Annotated in this window: 13 protein-coding genes; 2 read left to right on the forward strand and 11 right to left on the reverse strand. The window is 55.0% G+C overall.

The features are described 5' to 3' along the window. Both ONB24_09695 and ychF read right to left on the reverse strand, forming a co-directional pair. Positions 1 to 361 (reverse strand): site-specific DNA-methyltransferase (locus ONB24_09695; protein ID MDZ7316382.1); only part of this gene is annotated, 361 nt, incomplete at its 3' end. Positions 362 to 408: 47 nt separating this feature from the next. After that, entirely contained in the window at positions 409 to 1,497 is a 1,089-nt protein-coding gene (gene ychF / locus ONB24_09700) for a redox-regulated ATPase YchF (GenBank protein MDZ7316383.1), read from the reverse strand. A 143-nt stretch (positions 1,498 to 1,640) separates the two neighbouring features. Here ychF and ONB24_09705 point away from each other — a divergent pair, with 143 nt between their 5' ends. Beyond that, complete coding sequence (locus tag ONB24_09705) at positions 1,641 to 2,468, forward strand: rhomboid family intramembrane serine protease (GenBank protein ID MDZ7316384.1); 828 nt, start codon at positions 1,641 to 1,643, stop codon at positions 2,466 to 2,468. A 21-nt stretch (positions 2,469 to 2,489) separates the two neighbouring features. Here the strand turns inward: ONB24_09705 and ONB24_09710 are convergent, their stop codons facing one another. Beyond that, complete coding sequence (locus ONB24_09710) at positions 2,490 to 3,056, reverse strand: ATP-dependent Clp protease proteolytic subunit (protein MDZ7316385.1); 567 nt, start codon at positions 3,054 to 3,056, stop codon at positions 2,490 to 2,492. A 240-nt stretch (positions 3,057 to 3,296) separates the two neighbouring features. Between ONB24_09710 and ONB24_09715 the strand changes: the two genes are divergently transcribed. Then, positions 3,297 to 7,214, forward strand: coding sequence for an ExeM/NucH family extracellular endonuclease (locus tag ONB24_09715; protein ID MDZ7316386.1), 3,918 nt, complete (start codon positions 3,297 to 3,299; stop codon positions 7,212 to 7,214). Positions 7,215 to 7,433: 219 nt separating this feature from the next. Here the strand turns inward: ONB24_09715 and ppdK are convergent, their stop codons facing one another. The 8 genes from ppdK to ONB24_09755 all read right to left on the reverse strand — a co-directional run bounded on the left by ppdK (position 7,434) and on the right by ONB24_09755 (position 18,265). Then, positions 7,434 to 10,151: a pyruvate, phosphate dikinase gene (ppdK, locus tag ONB24_09720; GenBank protein ID MDZ7316387.1), complete on the reverse strand. Its 2,718-nt coding sequence runs from the start codon at positions 10,149 to 10,151 to the stop codon at positions 7,434 to 7,436. Positions 10,152 to 10,200: 49 nt separating this feature from the next. Continuing rightward, on the reverse strand, positions 10,201 to 11,976 hold the full coding sequence (locus ONB24_09725) for a S41 family peptidase (GenBank protein ID MDZ7316388.1): 1,776 nt from the start codon (positions 11,974 to 11,976) through the stop codon (positions 10,201 to 10,203). Position 11,977: 1 nt separating this feature from the next. Then, complete coding sequence (gene tmk / locus ONB24_09730; protein MDZ7316389.1) at positions 11,978 to 12,613, reverse strand: dTMP kinase; 636 nt, start codon at positions 12,611 to 12,613, stop codon at positions 11,978 to 11,980. Beyond that, on the reverse strand, positions 12,613 to 13,965 hold the full coding sequence (locus ONB24_09735) for an MATE family efflux transporter (protein ID MDZ7316390.1): 1,353 nt from the start codon (positions 13,963 to 13,965) through the stop codon (positions 12,613 to 12,615). The genes tmk and ONB24_09735 overlap by 1 nt, the downstream gene beginning before the upstream one ends. 15 nt (positions 13,966 to 13,980) lie before the next feature. Continuing rightward, positions 13,981 to 15,297, reverse strand: coding sequence for an inositol-3-phosphate synthase (locus ONB24_09740; protein MDZ7316391.1), 1,317 nt, complete (start codon positions 15,295 to 15,297; stop codon positions 13,981 to 13,983). Positions 15,298 to 15,389: 92 nt separating this feature from the next. After that, positions 15,390 to 16,016, reverse strand: coding sequence for a CDP-alcohol phosphatidyltransferase family protein (locus ONB24_09745; protein ID MDZ7316392.1), 627 nt, complete (start codon positions 16,014 to 16,016; stop codon positions 15,390 to 15,392). Next, entirely contained in the window at positions 16,003 to 16,749 is a 747-nt protein-coding gene (rsmI, locus tag ONB24_09750) for a 16S rRNA (cytidine(1402)-2'-O)-methyltransferase (GenBank protein ID MDZ7316393.1), read from the reverse strand. Before rsmI ends, ONB24_09745 begins: the two co-directional genes overlap by 14 nt. Before the next feature lie 118 nt (positions 16,750 to 16,867). Beyond that, the gene (locus ONB24_09755) at positions 16,868 to 18,265 is read right to left on the reverse strand and encodes a DUF2851 family protein (GenBank protein MDZ7316394.1); all 1,398 of its coding nucleotides are present in this window, start codon (positions 18,263 to 18,265) and stop codon (positions 16,868 to 16,870) included. Positions 18,266 to 18,286: the final 21 nt, after the last annotated feature.

Here is an 18,286-nt window from a genome sequence, read left to right on the forward strand (position 1 = left end):
TGTCCTCGCGCAGCGGTTCTTCGCGCTCCTGCTCGAAGAGGGGAAGCTGATACCCCACCCCGGCCCTCCCCGCATGCGGGGAGGGCGACCGGCGCACGGCTTCGAGGATGGTGCGCGGGTCAATGCGCTCGTGGACGTGCAGCGAGACGGTCGGCACTTCAAACGAGGTATGCTCGGCCTTGCCGGCCCAGACCAGTTGCGGGTCGAGGTACGGGTCGTAGGCGTAGGTCTTCTTCTGCTGCCCGGCGTCGGGATCGGTCTCCGGCGTCACCAGGCCGACGGGCGGGTTGTTGACCCGCTGTTTGTCGCGGTGTTCGTAGGATTCGATGGGACGTTTGCCGTCTGTCTTTTTTCGTGCCATTAGGTCTTTCCTCAAGTCATACGGTCTTTCAGAAGGTCAACTTTTTGTTAGACCGCAAAGCGGAAATTGATAATGTCCCCGTCCTTGACGATATAGTCGCGACCTTCCAAGCGAAGCACGCCGTCCGCACGGCACTGCGCCAGGCTTTTGCGGGTGATAAAGTCGTTATAGTGCACCACCTCGGCGCGGATAAAGCCCCGCTCGATGTCGGTATGAATGGCGCCGGCCGCAACTGGTGCCGGCGTATTGCGGCGGATCGTCCAGGCGCGCACCTCATCTTCGCCCACCGTGAAAAAGGAGATCAGGCCCACCAGATCATAAGAAGTACGGATCAGCCGCCCCATGGCTGATTCGGTAATACCAAGATCTTCGCGAAACAGCTCGGCTTCGTCGGGCGAAAGCTGCAGAATCTCCATCTCGATCTTGGCGGAAATCGCCAGCAGCGCCGTATGCGGCTGCGAACGATAAGCCGCAAAAGGCGCCAGCACCTCCTCTTCGCGCCGAATGTCGTTTTCGCCGATGTTGAGACAAAGAATGACCGGCTTTTGACTGAGGAACTGATAACCGCGCACCAACAGTTGTTCTTCGCGACTCATTTCCATCATGCGCAGCGGCTTTTCTTCCTCCAACAGTTTTTTGCAGCGCTGCAGCAGCTCATATTCCTGCGCATCCTGATCGCTTTTTCTGGTGCGCATCTGCTTTTCCAGCCGCGCCATGCGGTTCTCGATAATGGAAAGATCGCTGATGATGAAATCGGTTTCGATGGTTTTGAGATCGCGCAAGGGATCTATGGACTCGAGGGGATGCGGTACGGCATCGTCGGCAAAGTGACGCAGCAGCACCAAAAGGGCGTCGACGGTGCGCACCAGTCCAAGGAATTGATCGCTGAAACCGCCTTTCTTCTGTTCCGCCGTGCTGATGCCGGCCAAATCGACATATTCGATGGTCGCCGGCGTTTTTTTCCTCGGCTTAAAGATTTCATTGAGAGCATCGAGCCGCTCGTCCGGCACATTGACGATTGCCCGATGCGCCTCGCCTTTGCCGCTGTAGGCAGCCGTCTCCACTTGGGAGCCTGTCAGTGCATTGAACAGCGTCGTTTTCCCAGATAACCCCAATCCGACAATACCGATTTTCATCTTTGCCTCGTAAAAAACCCTTTGTTGTCCTTAAGCGGGGCAGCGTGAACTTGTTTCAATTGCCCGCTTCAGGCTGAAAAAGTCTTTTCATTCGCTGTAAATTTGCCTAACTTACCCTTGTTGATTAAAAGAGGGTCCATCTCATGCTGAACCGCAAAACCACCGGTTCAATTCTCTGTCCCAGCTGCGGAAAATTGGTGTCCGTCAACGCCAAAGAGTGTATCTATTGCGGCCGGAAATATCCGGGCTTGTGGGGATTCGGTCCCGCGCTGCAAAAACTCTTCGGCTTGGGCAGTGTTACTTCCATCCTGATCGTCGTTAACGTCGTGCTCTACATTATTGCACTTTTGCTCCGGCCGGCTGCACTTTTGCAGATACGGGATATTTTCAGCATCTTTTCACCCGACATAACGATCCTGTACAAGCTTGGCATGACCGGCTCGTTCGCTTTGTCCCAAGGCCGCTGGTGGACGTTGATCACCGCAGCCTATCTTCACGGCGGGCTGCTGCATATTCTCTTCAATATGCTCTGGCTGCGGCAGCTCGGCACGATGGTCGAAGGTCTTTACGGCTCGGCGCGCACGTTTTTGATTTTCACTGCCGCGGGGGTGGTCGGATTTGTCTTTTCGAACATGGCCGGCATCGACTTTACCCTCGGCTCGTCGGGCGCCGTTTTCGGGCTGCTCGGCGCCTTGGTCTACTACGGCCGTCGACGCGGCGGTTTTTTGGGCACTCTGCTTTACCGCCAGGTCGGAACCTGGGCAATCGTCCTCTTTGCTTTCGGCTTTCTTACTCCCGGCGTCAACAATATGGCTCATGCGGGAGGTTTCCTTGGCGGACTGCTTGCCGCTCTGATGATGGGTTTCAATGAACACAAAGCCGAAACGACGGCTCATCGCTTGGCTGCTCTCGCCGTCGTCGTGCTGACAATCGTCTGCTTCGGTTTAGCCGTTGCCGAATGGGTGAGGTGAAATGCCGGCTCAATGCTCAGTTTACGGCGTCTCGACCACCGCGTCGATCATCCCGTACGCCTGCGCTTCGGCGGCGCTCATGAAAAAGTCGCGGTCCGTATCCTTTTCGATCTTTTCCATCGGCTGGCCGGTATGTTTGACCAGCAGCTCGTTAAGCATGTTCTTGGTGCGCATCATCTCTTCGGCGTGAATTTTCAGCCCGGAGGCCGGCGCGATGATTTGGCTGCCGGTCATGGGTTGATGGATCAGAATGCGGCTGTGCGGCCAGGCAAACCGCTTGCCCTTGGCGCCGGCTGCAAGCAGAACCGCTCCCATGCTGGCCGCCAAACCCATGCACAGCGTCCGCACGTCGCTTTTCACCGCCTGCATGGCGTCATAAATCGCCAGACCGGCGGTTACTGACCCGCCCGGCGAATTGATGCGTAAAAGAATGTCTTCATGATTCTGCTGATCCAAATAGAGAAGCTTTTTGACCACGTCTTCGGCAGTCTCGTCGTCCACAACGCCCCACAAGAATATCGTTCGCTGTTCTAAAAACGACTTGTTGACCTCAGCTTCGAAGAACCATTTCAAAAAATCACCTTCCATACCTTTTCCTTTTGTTATTTTCTCACGATGTTGAATTTACGCATCGAAGAAAAGACAAGCAAAGGATTTGTGGACAGATCAGGGCACCGAGCAAGCTTTGATTTTAAAAATGGGCGATTTTTTCCTTGACTTTATTTTCTGAATAGTTAATTTTTCGACAGATCTATCAGCATCTTGGGGCAGTTCAGTTTTAATCGCTTTTTCAAGACTATCACAAAAAGATCTCGCAAGGGGGAAAGCATGAAGGGGGTTTGTCTGCTTTTTTTCCTTTGGCCGATCGTCTTTTCTTCGGCACAAAGCTTGGATCTATTCTTTTCGGAATACATAGAAGGCAGCTCAAATAACAAAGCGTTGGAGATTTATAACGGCACCGGCACAGCAGTCGATTTGACCGCCGGACGTTACACCGTTCAGTTCTTTTTCAACGGCAACACAAGTGCCGGCACAACGATCTACTTGAGCGGCTTCGTGGCCGACGGCGGCGTGTTCGTCCTGGCGAACAGCGGCGCCGGTCAGGCGATTTTGGAACGCGCCAACCAGCTTGCCGGCGGCACTTGGTTCAACGGGGACGACGCCGTGGTTTTGAGCAAAAACGGCGTGATCATCGACGTCATCGGGCGAATCGGCGAGGATCCCGGCACTGAATGGGGCAGCGGTTTGACGAGCACTGCCGATAACACTCTGCGCCGCAAACCGACAATCTGCAGAGGAGATGCCGACGGACAGAACGCTTTTGATCCCGCCATCGAATGGGACGGCTTCCCGACCGACACCATTGACGGCCTCGGCAGTCACAGCAGCGCATGCGGAGCAAACGGCATCACCCCTATACGCAACATACAATATTCGACTCTTCCTTCAGGAGATTCGCCGTTCAAGGATCAAACCGACGTTACCACGGAGGGCATCGTAACGGCAGTCTTTACCGGCAGCTATGTTCTGCAATCGGGCGCCGGTGAATGGAGCGGTTTGTGGATTTTCGACGGCGCACATGCTCCAAATCTCGGCGATCGTCTTCGCCTCACCGGGACTGTCCGCGAGGTCAATGGGCTTACGGTCTTGACTGATCTCTCGGCCTATCAACTTTTGTCAACCGCAAATGCGCTTCCCGCCCCTTCACTTCTTACTGCAGCCGATGCGGCGCAGGAGCAATGGGAAGGGGTGCTTTTGCGGATCAACAACGTAACAGTCGACCAATCCGACTTGGGCAATGGCGAATGGAGCGTCCGCGACGGCAGCGGCCTCCTGCGCATAGGCAGAAAGGCCGGATACGGTTATTTTCCGGTCGCGGAAAGCTCGCTTGCCGGCATCATCGGCGTCATGGGCTTTTCATCGTCGCAATTCAAGCTCGAGCCCCGCAGCGACGAAGATATTCTACAGGAGCCTTCCTTTCGGGTGGTAATCAACGAGATCCTGGCCGATCCCGCCGACGACGCCAATCAAAACGGCGTGGTAGAGACCTACGCGGATGAGTTCGTCGAACTGGTGAACCTGGGCACACAGGCTGCCGACCTGTCCGGTCTGCAGCTCAAAGACGCTTCGTCTGTTCGGCACGTTTTTCCCGCCGGCACGCTGGTTCATCCCGGCGGCTGTCTGGTTGTTTTCGGCGGCGGAACGCCGAACGGCGATTTCGGCGGCGCGATCGTCCAAACAGCAACCAGCGGCAGACTCGAGCTGAACAATTCCGGCGATACCGTGCAGCTGCTAAACGGCGAACAAATCCTCGATACCGTAACTTACGGGAGCGAGGGCAACAGCGATCAATCTTTGACTCGCGACCCGGACGGTACGGGCAATTGGGTCAAACATCGCAGCGCCGCTCGCTCGAACGATCAGCCGTTTTCGCCCGGCCGACGGGCGGACGGCTCGAGCTTTCTGTCAACCTACATTCACGACATCCAGGGAAAGGGCGACGTCAGCCCTTACAACTGCCGATCAGACGTGACCGTCGAGGGCGTCGTGGTCGGCAGCTTTCAGGGAAGTAACGGCCTCGGCGGATTTTTTCTTCAAGAAGAGACGCATCAAGCAGACGACGATCCGTCGACTTCGGAAGGGCTCTTCGTCTATTGCGACACACCGACCGTTACGGCAGGCGAATTTGTTCGAGTTACAGGCACCGTTTCCGAGTTCTATGGCCGGACGCAGCTGTATTCGGTCGTCAGTCTGCTAAAGTTGGGAACCGCCGCGCTGCCGAATCCGGCAATCGTTACTTTACCCGTCGCTTCACATGAAGATTGGGAGCGCTACGAGGGGATGCGCGTGACCATTTCCACGAGTCTTTCCATCACCGGACTCGGCAATTGGGTAAAATACGGTGAAGTGGAGCTGGCAGCCAATGACCGTCTGTATGTGCCGACACAAGTCGCTTCTCCGGGAACGGCAGCTCAATCTTACAAGTCTTTTAACGACCGCAGCCGAATTCAGCTGGACGACGGCAACCGAGCCGCCTATCCTTCGCCGATTCCCCACATGATCGCCGGACAACCGCTGCGGGTCGGCACCATGGTTTCTTCCCTTACCGGCGTTCTAGATTATAGCTATTCCTGCTACGAAATCCTCCCGACGGAAGCGCTGAATTTTATCGATGCTAATCCGCGCAGCAACACGCCGTTACCGGTCGACGGCGCGCTCAAAGTCGCTGCGCTCAACGTCGACAATTTTTTCAACGGCGACGGCCTCGGCGGCGGCTTTCCCACGAGTCGCGGCGCCGCCTCATTCGAAGAATATCAGCGGCAAAAGCAAAAGCTGGTTCGCGCGCTTTGCGCTATGGATGCCGAAATCGTAGGCTTGATTGAGATCGAAAATGACGGCTTTGGGCCGAACAGCGCTCTCCATGATTTGGTCGGCAGCCTTAACAGCGTGCTCGGACCCGACACGTATCGCTTTATCGATCTGGGTCTCCCCAGAGTAGGCACGGATGAAATTGCCAACGCCGTCATCTACAAACCGGCGGCAGTCGAACCCTGCGGAGCGCCGAAACTCCTCGATCACTCCGTCGACCCAGACTTTGATGAAGGTACGCGCCCATCCATTGCGCAGACCTTTCAGGACGGCGAGGGCGACCGCTTCACATTTGTCGTCAACCATTTTCGCTCCAAGAAGGGAGAATGCGCAGGCGATCCGGATCTCGGCGACGGTCAGGGAGCCTGCAACCAGACGCGCTGTCGCTGTACAGCCGCTCTCATCGATTGGCTCTCCACCGATCCAACCGGCAGCGGCGATCCGGATTTTCTCATCATGGGCGACTTGAATGCATATGCGCAGGAAGATCCCCTGAAGCTGCTGACGACGGCAGGGTATCGCAACGAGATCGATCGATTTCAGGGATCATCCGCTTATACTTATATCTACGACTCGCAAGCCGGATGCCTGGACCACGCGCTGGCTTCGCCGAACCTGGACCTGCAGATCACCGGTCTGACGATTTGGCACATCAATGCCGATGAAGCACCGGAACTCGACTACCGCTCAGCCAATCCCGAGGGTCTGTTTTCCGAATCACCTTTCCGTTCCTCGGATCACGATCCGGTGATCGTCGGCTTGGATCTGCACGACCCTATTTCCGTCAAGCTCGTTTCTTTCGGTGCCCGACAGATCGACGAAAAAATTCAGATTGTTTGGGAAACGGAAACCGAGCCCAATTTAGCGGGCTTTCACCTCTATCGCAGTCCCAAGCGAGAAGCGGCGTTTGCAAGGATTACGGAGAGTTTGATCAAGAACAAAGGCGATTCGACCACGGGCGCACGTTATGAGTGGTATGATTTGCAAGGGAATCAGCGCTGCGCCTACAAGCTGGAGCTGATCGGTGTTGACGGGCGCAGCCGCTTCGAAGGGCCGATCACCGTCTTAAACAGCTTTGTCGCTGTAAGCCTAACGCCGACAGATTATGCTCTGCTGCCTCCCTATCCGAACCCGTTCAACAATACCGTTGCCCTCAAGTTTACCCTGCCGATTGATGATCAGGCTGCTCTTGTCATCTACTCGCTGCGCGGAGAGCCGATCCGAACGCTCTGCAGCGGCCGTCTCCAGGCGGGTCACCACATTCTGCATTGGGACGGCAGTGATGAGTCGGGAAAAACTGTCGCATCCGGCCTGTATTTTTGTCGCCTGGAAACGCCCTCTTTTCGCCTGACCCGCAAAATCGCGCTGGTAAGATAGGCCGGCTTTAATAGATCAAAGCCGGTTTCCCGCCGCCGCTTTTCGGCTGCGCTAGCATAGATGCATATTGGATCAACCTTATTTTTTCATTTCTTGACTGAATGGTCCGCCGAATGCTCCGGTGAGCAGCTCGCATGCATTTTTTGCGAGCACTAGAGTTGAAATAAAAAAGCCCTCTCGAAAATTTTCGAGAGGGCTCGGATCAGCAGGCAAAAAGCGTTATTTCATGTCCTTGATTGCCGCCTGCGCCGCCGCCAACCGCGCTATCGGCACGCGGTAGGGCGAGCAGGAGACGTAATCCATGCCGACCTTGTGGCAGAACATGACCGACGAAGGTTCGCCGCCGTGCTCGCCGCAGATGCCGACTTTAAGTTTGGGACGCGTAGCGCGACCGCGCTCAATGCCGATCTGGATCAGTTCGCCGATGCCTTCCTGATCGAGGATCTGGAACGGATCGTTCGGCAGGATCTTCTTTTCGATATAGTCGGGCACAAAGCCGCCGATGTCGTCGCGCGAAAAACCGAAACCCATCTGCGTCAAATCGTTGGTACCGAAAGAGAAGAATTCGGCGGTTTGGGCGATCTTGCCGGCAGTCAACGCCGCGCGCGGAATTTCGATCATCGTGCCGTAGAGGAACTCGATCTTGTCGAGCTTGTACTTTTCGCACACCTCTTTGTAGACGCGATCGACGATGACCTTCTGATCGTCCAGCTCTTTGACTGTCGCGACCACCGGGATCATGATTTCCGGCAGAACCTTTTTGCCTTCCAGCAGCAGCTCCGCCGTTGCCTCGAGAAGCGCACGGACCTGCATTTCGGTGATTTCCGGATAGGTGATGCCGAGGCGGACGCCGCGATGGCCCATCATCGGGTTGGTTTCGTGCAGAGACTCGCCGCGCTTTTTCACATCCTCAACCGAAATGCCGAGCGCCTTGGCCAGTTCGGCCTGCTTTTCCGGGCTCTGCGGAACGAACTCATGCAGCGGCGGATCGAGCAGGCGCACGGTAACGGGGAGGCCGTCCATGACCGCCATCGTCGCCTTAAAGTCCTTCTTGACATAGGGGAACAGCTCGTTCAACGCCGCCTTGCGCTCCTCCTCCGTTTTGCTGAGGATCATCTTGCGAAGCAGGAAGAGCGGCTCGTCCGAACCCTTGCCGTAGAACATATGCTCGGTGCGGAACAGGCCGATACCCTCGGCGCCGAATTCGAGCGCCTTCTTGGCGTCTTCCGGCGTGTCGGCATTGGTGCGCACTTTGAGGCGACGGAACTTGTCCACCAGCTTCATAAACTGCACAAAGCGGGGATTTTCGGAGGCGTTGATCATCGCCAGCTTGCCCTCGTACACGTAGCCTTTGGTGCCGTTGAGGGTAAAGACATCCCCCTCTTTATAGACTTTGCCGTCGACTTTGAGGGTTTTGTCCTTCAGGTTCAATTCCAAGGCGCCGCAGCCGACAACGCAGCATTTGCCCCAGCCGCGAGCAACCAGAGCCGCATGCGAGGTCATTCCGCCGCGAGCCGTCAGAATACCGACCGCCGCCCGCATACCTTCGACATCTTCCGGATTGGTTTCTTCGCGCACAAGGATGACGTTTTTGCCCTGCTTAGTCCATTCCACGGCATCGGCGGCAGTAAAGACGATCTGACCGCAGGCGCCGCCGGGGCCGGCCGGCAATCCTTTGGCGATCGGCTTGGCGTTCTTTTCCGCGGCCGGATCGACAATGGGATGCAGCAGCTCGTCGAGCTGATTCGGCGACAGACGCGTGACGGCCGTCTTTTCATCGATCAACCCCTCGGCCAGCATGTCCATAGCCATGTTGAGGGCCGCGGTGCCGGTGCGTTTGCCTACGCGGCACTGCAGCATCCACAAACGGCCTTCCTGAATGGTGAACTCAATGTCCAGCATGTCGCGGAAATGCTTCTCCAATTTGACGCGGATTTCGTCGAGCTCTTTATAAGTTTCCGGCATCGCGGTTTCGAGGGAAGCCATGTGTTTGTTCTGCTCGTTCTTGGTCGCCTCGTTCAGCGGCGCAGGCGTGCGAATACCCGCCACAACGTCTTCGCCCTGAGCATTCACCAACCATTCGCCGTAGAACTTGTTCTCGCCGGTGGCCGGGTTACGGGTAAAGGCGACGCCGGTGGCGCTGGTCTCGCCCATGTTGCCGAAAACCATCGCCTGTACATTGACGGCGGTGCCCCAATCGTCCGGAATGCCTTCGATGCGGCGATAGGCAACCGCTCGTTTTCCGTTCCAGCTCTGAAAAACGGCGCTGATGCCGCCCCAAAGCTGCTCCATGGCGTCATCAGGAAACGGCTTGCCGAGCACTTCCTTCACTTTAACCTTGAACTGCTCGACCAGCTCTTTCAAATCCTCGGCGGTCAGCTCGGTATCCTCTTTAACGCCGCGTTTTTTCTTCATCTCGGACATGAGATGCTCGAGCTGCACGCGAATCCCTTTGCCTTCTTCCGGCTCGATGCCCGCCGCCTTTTCCATTACCACGTCCGAATACATCATGATCAGGCGACGATAAGCATCGTAAACAAAGCGCGGGTTATTGGTCTTTTTGATCATGCCGGGAATGGTTTTGCTCGTCAAGCCGACGTTGAGCACGGTTTCCATCATGCCGGGCATGGAGCTGCGTGCACCCGACCGTACCGAAACCAAAAGCGGATTTTCCGGATCGCCGAACTTGGCGCCCATGATCTTTTCGACAAAGGCAAGGGCGTCGTTCACCTCGGCTTCCAATTCCTTCGGATAAGTTTTGCCGTGCTTGTAGTAATAAGTGCACATTTCGGTCGTAATCGTAAAGCCGGCCGGAACCGGAATACCCAAATTGGCCATTTCGGCCAAGTTGGCGCCCTTTCCGCCCAGCAGTTCCTTCATATCGGCACGGCCTTCCGCAGACCCGCCGCCGAAACGATAGACGAATTTTTGCGACATGTTTTCTCCCATTGCTTAGTTCATCGTTTATAATTCAATGATATATCGTTTATTTTTCGGATTTCTCTCCCGCTAAAAACTTGCGATAGCTTTCGGCGTCTTTGACAATCTCAATCGCCCGTTTAAGAGGCTCATCGCGCTCGCTGCCGACAACATAGGCCATATCAGCGCCTTTTACTTTGGCGGTCAACTCACGCTTGAGCAGGAATCGGATATCGTTCATCGATCTCTCACGTTCGACCTTTTTCACGGCTGCAAATGCGTCCTGCAGGCTGCGCAAAGCCGGCTCAAGTTGCTCTTTATAACCCTCTCTTTCGGCAATTTTTTCCAACTCTTTTATCCGATTTGCACCGGTCGGTTCATAGTCGAACTTTTTTGCCTCGAGAAACTTGAAAAATTCCTGCACCGTCTGATCGGTCACCTGCAGATCTTTGGACAATTCTGGGTGCTTGGCGGCATATTCAAGACTAAAATCGAAAAACATCGAACGGCGAATCAATTCAGTCACAAATCGGGTCGTATTGGGATTTTTGCAGATGATATCCGGGGTGACACCGCCGCCGCCGACAACCTGTCGCCCGTTGCGCGTCTTAAACAGCTCCTTGGCCGTTTCTTGAGGCTTTTCATCGATCTTTTCATCACTCCCTTCGCCATCCCACTCTTCCTCTTCTTCTTCGGAGGATACCTGCGTGCTGTCCTGCTGCAGAAAAACCGAATTACGCCCGCGCTTGAAAACATCCCTTTTTTGAATCAACCGGCCGCTCGGCAGGTAGTATTTGGCGGTCGTCAGTTTTAACGCCGTTTCGCCCTCTACGGAGCGGTCGATCGGCAGGACCGTCTGGACCAGCCCCTTGCCGAAAGTCGTCTCGCCGACGATAACCGCACGGTCGAGGTCCTGCAGACTGCCTGCAACAATTTCGGACGCCGAAGCTGAATAACCGTCGACCAAGACAACCATCGGCAGATCGGCATACGGAGCGCTGCCGGAGGTTCGATATTCCTTATTGCTTCCCGGTGTCCGGCCGCGAGTATAGACAACCAGCTCGCCGCGCGGCACAAAAAGTTCCAGCACCGATACCGCCGTCTCTAATAGTCCGCCGGGATTACCGCGAAGATCGAGGATAAGCGTCTTCATGCCCTGATCCGTCAACTTGTCCAGCGCCTGATGGAGCTGCTCGTCGGCGCCGCGGTTAAAGACGGTCAGCCGTACCAACCCGATGCCCGGCTCGATAATGCCGCTGTATTGAATGTCGGAAACAATGATTTCGTCGCGAATAAGCGTAAAGATCATCGGCTCCTCGACGCCCACGCGGCGGATCTTGATCGTAACGGAGCTGCCTTTTTCCTTGCCGCGCAGTTTGGCGGCAGTTTTGGAGAGCGTCAGCTGACGCGTCGACTCGCCGTCGATCTCGATAATCTGATCCCCTTCGCGGATGCCCGCTTTTTCGGCAGGACTGTTCGGAAAAGGCGGCTCGGCTACGGTCGGCCATCCATTGCGCTTGCTGATGCGCATGCCGACGCCGTAATATTTGCCGCGGGTCATGATCTCCAAATCTTCCTGGGCCTCTTCCTCGAGAAAGATCGTATAGGGATCGAGCTCATCCAGCATGCCGTTGATGCCGGCGCGCATAAACTTTTTCGGGTCGATCTCTTCGACATAGTTGTTGGCCGTCTGCTTATAGACCTCGCCGAAAATGCGCAGATTGCGCATAACCGAAGCGTAAAAGTCGCGCTGACTTTTACTAAACAAACTGCCCGCCGCCGCTGAAATGACAAGCAACCCGCAAAGGGCGGTTTTTTTCATCCATTGAGAACGTTGTTTCATTCTATTCTCCGGGAGTTTTCTCCCATAGCTCCATAAATAGAGTCTGAATTTCCTGCTGAATGACTGGAATCGGCCTCTGGCCCTTTACAAGTCGAACGCGTTCCGGCTCTGCCGCGCAAATTTCGAGAAAGCCGCGGCGCACGCGGCGCTGAAATTCCAGCCCTTCGGCCTCGATGCGATCCTCAAAATGCAACGGTTGCCGACGGTCCGCCGCTGTTTCCGGATCAAGATCGAGCAGAATGGTCAACTGCGGTGTCAATCCGCACGAGCCCAATCGATTGGCGGCGGCAATAATTTCCGGATCGATGCCGCGGCCGTAGCCCTGATAGGCGGTCGTGGAATCGTAAAACCGGTCGCAAAGCACCACACGCCCCTGCGCCAGAGCCGGCCGTATGATCTCCTGAACCAGTTGAGCGCGCGCCGCTTCATAAAGCAGCAGCTCGGTCTGCGGGTCGATCGCAAACCGCTTGCCGAGCAGAACGGCGCGGACCGCCTCCGAGACAGAGGTCGAGCCCGGATCGCGCAGCGCCAGGGCATCAATACCGTGCTTTTTCAGAAAGCGCTGCAAAAGAACAATCTGCGTCGATTTGCCGCAGCCGTCGATGCCCTCAAAGGTGACGAACAAGGGTTTGCGCATTAATACACCAATCGGCGCCAATCGCCGTTATACAGCCGTTTGACGTTCAAAATCAACCGCAGCGTTTCGTCCAGCGCCTGCACCGTCCAGATACCGTAAATGCCGCCCGCCAGCAGAAACACGGCGACATAGTTTAAACCGACTTCAAAGAACAACACGAAAGCGATCGTGTTCAGCATGAGCCATTTTAACTCGCCGACGCCGCGAAGGTTTCCGCAGACAACGTTGTTGACCGCTTTCGGCAGCTGCGCCAAGGCAAAAATGACGATCGCGCGTCTTCCCAGCTGGACGATCTGGGAATCGACGGTAAAGACATGAATAAACTGCTTGGCGAAAAGGATCAACATGAGTATAATGACGCCGACAAAAAGCAAAGCGGCGCGATGAGAAGTTTTGGCTCCTTTAAGCGCCTGCTCGTGATTGGCTGCGCCCAAATTTTGGCCCATGTTGCTCATCGCCGCCAAGCTGAATCCCATGTAGATCATCGACAGCACATTCTGCAGCCGCATAAAGATGGCGTGGGTGCCGAGCACGGCGACGCTGTACATGCCGGCGTAGCTGATGACGACCAATTGGCCGAGCGACCAGGCGAGTTGCTCGACGGTTGTCGGCAATCCCTTGCGGAACAGTTCGCGAAAGCTGTCCCACTTTGGGGAGGTCAGCTCATGGTAATCCAGCCGCAGGCCGGCGCGGCCGCTGCGCAGTAACCGAAAAGTGAGAAAAAAACCGAGCGTATGCGCACAACCCACTGCTAATGCGGCACCGCGCACCTCCAGGCGCGGTGCGCCGAACAAGCCGAATATAAAGATCGGCGCCAAAAGCAGATTGACGACGTTGGTCGTCAAATTGATGCGCATGGAAAAGCGTGTTTCGCCAACGGCGCGGATGATCCCGACCGCGACAAAATTGGTCATAATCAGCGGGCCGAAAAAGGAAACCATGCGCAAATAGCTCATTCCGGCCGCTTGCGCCGAGTCGCTTCCGTTCTCGCGGATCAAGCGCAGCAGCTGCACACCGCCGAAATGCCAGACGATGCTGAACAGGGCTGCCATGATGACGGCGAGCATCAGCGACTGTCCCAGGATGTGGTTGGCGCTTTTAAAGTCGCGGGCGCCGATGTGTCGATTGATGATCAGCCCGGCGCCCACCACAAAGGTGATCAGAACGGCAAAGAAAACGAGAACAATTTGGATCGCCATCGAATGCCCCGCCAGGGCAGCGCCGCCGAGCTTGCCGATCAAAATCGCCTCGATCGTCCACATGATCGTCTGCGAGGCCAGATCGATTGCGGCGGGCAAAGAAGTCTTGAGAAAGCTCCGCAACGGCTTTAAGCTGCCCGAGCGGCGAGACATGCGTCAAGATCCCGCTTATTCGTAATAATCCAGCCCGAGATGGGTGATCAGATCCTCACCCATAAAATAGCGCAGGGTATTCTTGAGCTTCATCTGCTGGATGAACAGATCGTGCTCAGGGTAGAGACCTTCGGCAACCATCGGGCTCTTGCAATAGAACGAAAGCCATTCCTGAATGCCCACCCGACCCGCGCGCTGCGCCAAATCAATGAACAGTGCCAAGTCGAGGACAATTGGTGCCGCTAAAATGCTGTCGCGGCATAAAAAGTTGATCTTGATCTGCATCGGATAGCCGAGCCAGCCGAAAATATCGATGTTGTCCCATCCCTCTTTATTGTCGCCGCTCGGCGGATAGTAATTTATGCGTACTTTGTGATAGAGGTCGCCGTACAAGTCGGGATATTTATCCGGCTGAAAAATGTACTCGAGCGCCGAAAGCTTGGTCACCTCTTTGGATTTGAAGGAAAGCGGCTCATCGAGAACCTCGCCGTCGCGGTTGCCGAGAATATTGGTGGAAAACCATCCCCGAACGCCCAACATTCGCGCCTTGAGGCCAGGAGCGATGAGGGTTTTCATGAACGTCTGGCCGGTCTTGAAATCCTTGCCGGCAATAGGGACACCCTCCCGCTTGGCCAGCTGCAGTAGCGCCGGAATGTCGGTCGTCATGTGCGGGGCGCCGTTTACATAGGGGATTTTCATTTTCAAGGCGGCATAAGCATAGATCATGGACGATGAAATTGCATCGTGATTCTGTAAAAGCCCTTTTTCGAACGCTTCGATGCTGTCCCAAACCGGATCGTGCTCCAGGTAGGTCTCGGTGCTGCCGCACCAGACGATGACCATCCGATCCAGGTTGTGGCGGCTCTTGAAATCGGCCATATCCTGCATGAGTTGTTCGGCCAAGTCCATTTTGTTTTTGCCGACCTTTTTATTCGGTCCGTCGAGGCGCTTGACATATTTGGTATCGAAAACCGCCTTCATCGGCTGTATGCTTTCCAGAAACGGCCTGACTTTTTCCAGGTCCTCGTTGGTCAACACTTTCGCGTTTTTGGCGGCCTCGTAGGCATTATCCGGAAAAATATCCCATCCGCCGAAGACTAGATCATTCAGATCAGCCAACGGGACAAATTCTTTGATTTTCGGAACACGATTTTCGGTTCGTTTACCAAGACGGATGGTTCCCATCTGCGTCAACGAACCGACCGGCTTGGCCAATCCTTTGCGGACCAGTTCTACACCGGCTATAAAAGTAGTCGCGACTGCCCCCATGCCCGGCAAAAGAACACCCAGCTTGCCGGTTGCAGGCTTTATTTCGATTCCTTTTCCACTCATATGAAATCCTTTCTCTATATTAACAGTGTATTAGCCGATGCGACCTTGGGGCTTGATCGAGCGGTTCGCAATTATAATCAACGTTCACCCGATCAGTTGTCGTTTAACTTGTCGATTTTCCACACGTGAACGATCCGTTGTACAGCCGTAAAATTGGCCAATAAGGCGATCAGTGCAAGAACGACCAAGAGGGATTTCACGGAAATCAAAGCTCCAAAGCCGAGTAAAAGAATACGCTCCGGCCGCTGCATCAAACCGACGCGGCAGTCGATATCCAATCCTTCAGCACGTGCGCGTACATAGCTGACCATGGTCGAGCCGGCCGCGGCCATAAAGACGACAAAGAAAACAAACGTTTTGTAACGAAGGTCGAAAGCCCAATTGGTGAGAAAAAAATAGCCGATGCCGAAATAGAGAGCCAATTCGGCATAGCGGTCCAGGACGGAATCGAACAGGGCGCCGAATCGAGTTGTGCGATTGGCCGCACGGGCAACATCGCCGTCCAGCACATCAAAAAGACCGCCGAGCAACATGGCCACGGCAGCAAAACGCAACTCGCCTTGAGCGAAAAAGAACGCCGCAATTAGGCACAGCAGGAGGGAAATAAAGGTCAGCAGATTAGGATTCATCTGCAGAGCGGCTAAAAACCTGACGACGGGCTGAAGAATCGGCCGAGCAGCCAACAGGAATTGGGTTATTTTTTTTTCAATATAACTCATAAGTGCGTTCGGCGTCGCTTCTTTTTCTCTTTTCAGCATCATTCAAGCCGGCAACGACAATCACAAATTCTCCCTTGATCGTCCATTGAGCGAGTGCGGCAATCGCCTGACTGAGAGTGCCGCGGTAAATCTGTTCGAATTTTTTCGTTAATTCGCGCATAACGGCCGCGCGGCGGTCACCGAAAACCTCCAAAAGTTCCTGAAGCGTTTTCATAATACGATGCGGCGCCTCATAGAAAATCATTGTCCGCCGCTCCTGCGCCAATTCCTGCAGGCGTGTGCGCCGTCCTTTCTTTGCCGGAAGAAACCCTTCAAAAACAAAACGATCCAAAGGGAGACCGGAAAGAAGAAGCGCAGGAACAAAAGCAGTCGCACCCGGTACGGCGCACACAGGGATGTCGTGCTTTATAGCTTCGCGAATGACGACATAGGCGGGATCTGAAATGCCGGGCGTCCCGGCGTCGGTGATGACCGCAACGCTCTGCCTCTCTTTTAAACGACGTACAATCTGCAAAGCGCTTTTTTCTTCGTTAAACTCGTGATGAGCGATCAGAGGTCTGCGAATCTGATAATGCTCTAAAAGAACTCGACTGGTGCGCGTATCTTCCGCTGCGATGACGTCTACCTGCGCGAGAACGTCCAAAGCGCGCAGAGTGATATCCCGCAGGTTGCCGATGGGCGTGCTCACAACATAAAGTGTGCCGGGCTTAACGGATGTTTTTTCCTCATTCATAAGCGCATATCTCCCCGGCACGTTCTATGCAGGAATCGTTTCCTGTCCGGTGCGTCGGCGATGTTTCAGAATCCGCCTAATTCTCAGCTTATAATTATACTAATAAATCTTTAAAAAGTCAATGAAAAGCATGACTTTTGCCGCCTTGCTGCACGAGGGATAGGCAGCGACGGCAGTCGCCCGGGCCGCACCACTCTTGCCGCAGCTGGATCATCCCTTGCTGATGTCTGGCGCCGCGCACGCACGCCTTTTCACATTCCCAGGCGAACAGCTGCTTCTGCATTATGCGGATTAGGTCGTTGGAGGACAAACGAGGATAGCTTTGAAAAACCTGGAGCACCCCATTTTTCAATTTGCCGTCGTCGCTTTCTTCGGCATAGGCCAAAAGAGCCGGAAGGACCGTATTGACCACAATATCCCGCGCGCGCTCGCTTCCCACAAGCTGCAAATCCACTATTCCGCTTTCTTCTTCAAAGGTATATCGTTTTGACCAAAATGCATCGGCATCCATCGTCATCATTGCCTCCAGCTCGCGGATGATTTGGGCTGTTCCGGCAGACGATTCTGCAAAAGCTTTCACAAAAGCGGCAATAAATCCCTGCTCTCGAAAGCGGCAGGCAAGGGATGCGGCAGCAGCAACTCTTCGAGTAGGAAAATTAGCAGGGCGTAGGCGAAAGAATTGCCATTCTTCCGGACGCAGCGACGAAAATTTGCCGCGATGGGATAAAGTTCGCCACCACGCTTCCATCTCGGACACGTAATCATCAGATGCCGCGATTCCGCTTTGTGAAGGCAAAAGACCTGCGGTCCCAAACAAAAGGGCTTGGCTTTTCAGCAGCGCGGTATCCTCAGGATCGCTCCACGTGTATGCCCACAGCGTTTCGATCGGCATGAACACCGCCAGTTTGCGAAAAGGCACACGATTCTTTGAATAACCAAGCGCCTCCATGAGAAATTCGTAAAAAACCTGATCCCACGACTGCGCCGCCGGCCGTTCGCGAAATCTGGCGGCTTTGCGCTGCAGCCGCAGGTCCCCTGCCCGCTCCAACACGGCTCGGATAACCGTCAACGGTTCTCGACTCAAAGCGCATTCTTGGGTCTGCGGCGGCGCTTCATCTTCTTCCTGTTCCAACTGCTCGGCGCTCTTTTCGAGATAGTCATCCAAATTAAGCGTCACTGCAGCGGCGCCGTTCTCTTTCACCGCCCTGAAGGCAGGCGGACAATCCATGGTGACGACATGCAGCACCACTTTGTTATAGCGCGGATCGCGGTGATGACCATGAGCATACCAGTCACCCGCAACGGCATGGACCTCGACATCCCCCCGCACCACCTTGCCGTTAATCCTGACGAGGGCGTCGAGAAAATCGGGACCGGCGTCGCGATTGCGGGTCCCTTTTTCCATGATCTCGATTTGATGGCCTTCCGTACTCTGCAGGAGCCGCCCCTGAAAGGAGCGTTCCAGCCATAAATGGTAAAGAAACCCCTCCCTTGCCGGTTCTTCGACGCAATTCATTATTTCCCCCTTGAAATTTGA

The organism is candidate division KSB1 bacterium (genome assembly GCA_034505495.1).
Taxonomy (GTDB): Bacteria; Zhuqueibacterota; Zhuqueibacteria; order Residuimicrobiales; family Krinioviventaceae; genus Fontimicrobium_A.

Coding starts and splice junctions, on each gene's coding strand:
- ychF (MDZ7316383.1), bottom strand. CDS start 1,497: ATGAAAATCGGTATTGTCGGATTGGGGTTATCTGGGAAAACGACGCTG.
- ONB24_09705 (MDZ7316384.1), top strand. CDS start 1,641: ATGCTGAACCGCAAAACCACCGGTTCAATTCTCTGTCCCAGCTGCGGA.
- ONB24_09710 (MDZ7316385.1), bottom strand. CDS start 3,056: ATGGAAGGTGATTTTTTGAAATGGTTCTTCGAAGCTGAGGTCAACAAG.
- ONB24_09715 (MDZ7316386.1), top strand. CDS start 3,297: ATGAAGGGGGTTTGTCTGCTTTTTTTCCTTTGGCCGATCGTCTTTTCT.
- ppdK (MDZ7316387.1), bottom strand. CDS start 10,151: ATGTCGCAAAAATTCGTCTATCGTTTCGGCGGCGGGTCTGCGGAAGGC.
- ONB24_09725 (MDZ7316388.1), bottom strand. CDS start 11,976: ATGAAACAACGTTCTCAATGGATGAAAAAAACCGCCCTTTGCGGGTTG.
- tmk (MDZ7316389.1), bottom strand. CDS start 12,613: ATGCGCAAACCCTTGTTCGTCACCTTTGAGGGCATCGACGGCTGCGGC.
- ONB24_09735 (MDZ7316390.1), bottom strand. CDS start 13,965: ATGTCTCGCCGCTCGGGCAGCTTAAAGCCGTTGCGGAGCTTTCTCAAG.
- ONB24_09740 (MDZ7316391.1), bottom strand. CDS start 15,297: ATGAGTGGAAAAGGAATCGAAATAAAGCCTGCAACCGGCAAGCTGGGT.
- ONB24_09745 (MDZ7316392.1), bottom strand. CDS start 16,016: ATGAGTTATATTGAAAAAAAAATAACCCAATTCCTGTTGGCTGCTCGG.
- rsmI (MDZ7316393.1), bottom strand. CDS start 16,749: ATGAATGAGGAAAAAACATCCGTTAAGCCCGGCACACTTTATGTTGTG.
- ONB24_09755 (MDZ7316394.1), bottom strand. CDS start 18,265: ATGAATTGCGTCGAAGAACCGGCAAGGGAGGGGTTTCTTTACCATTTA.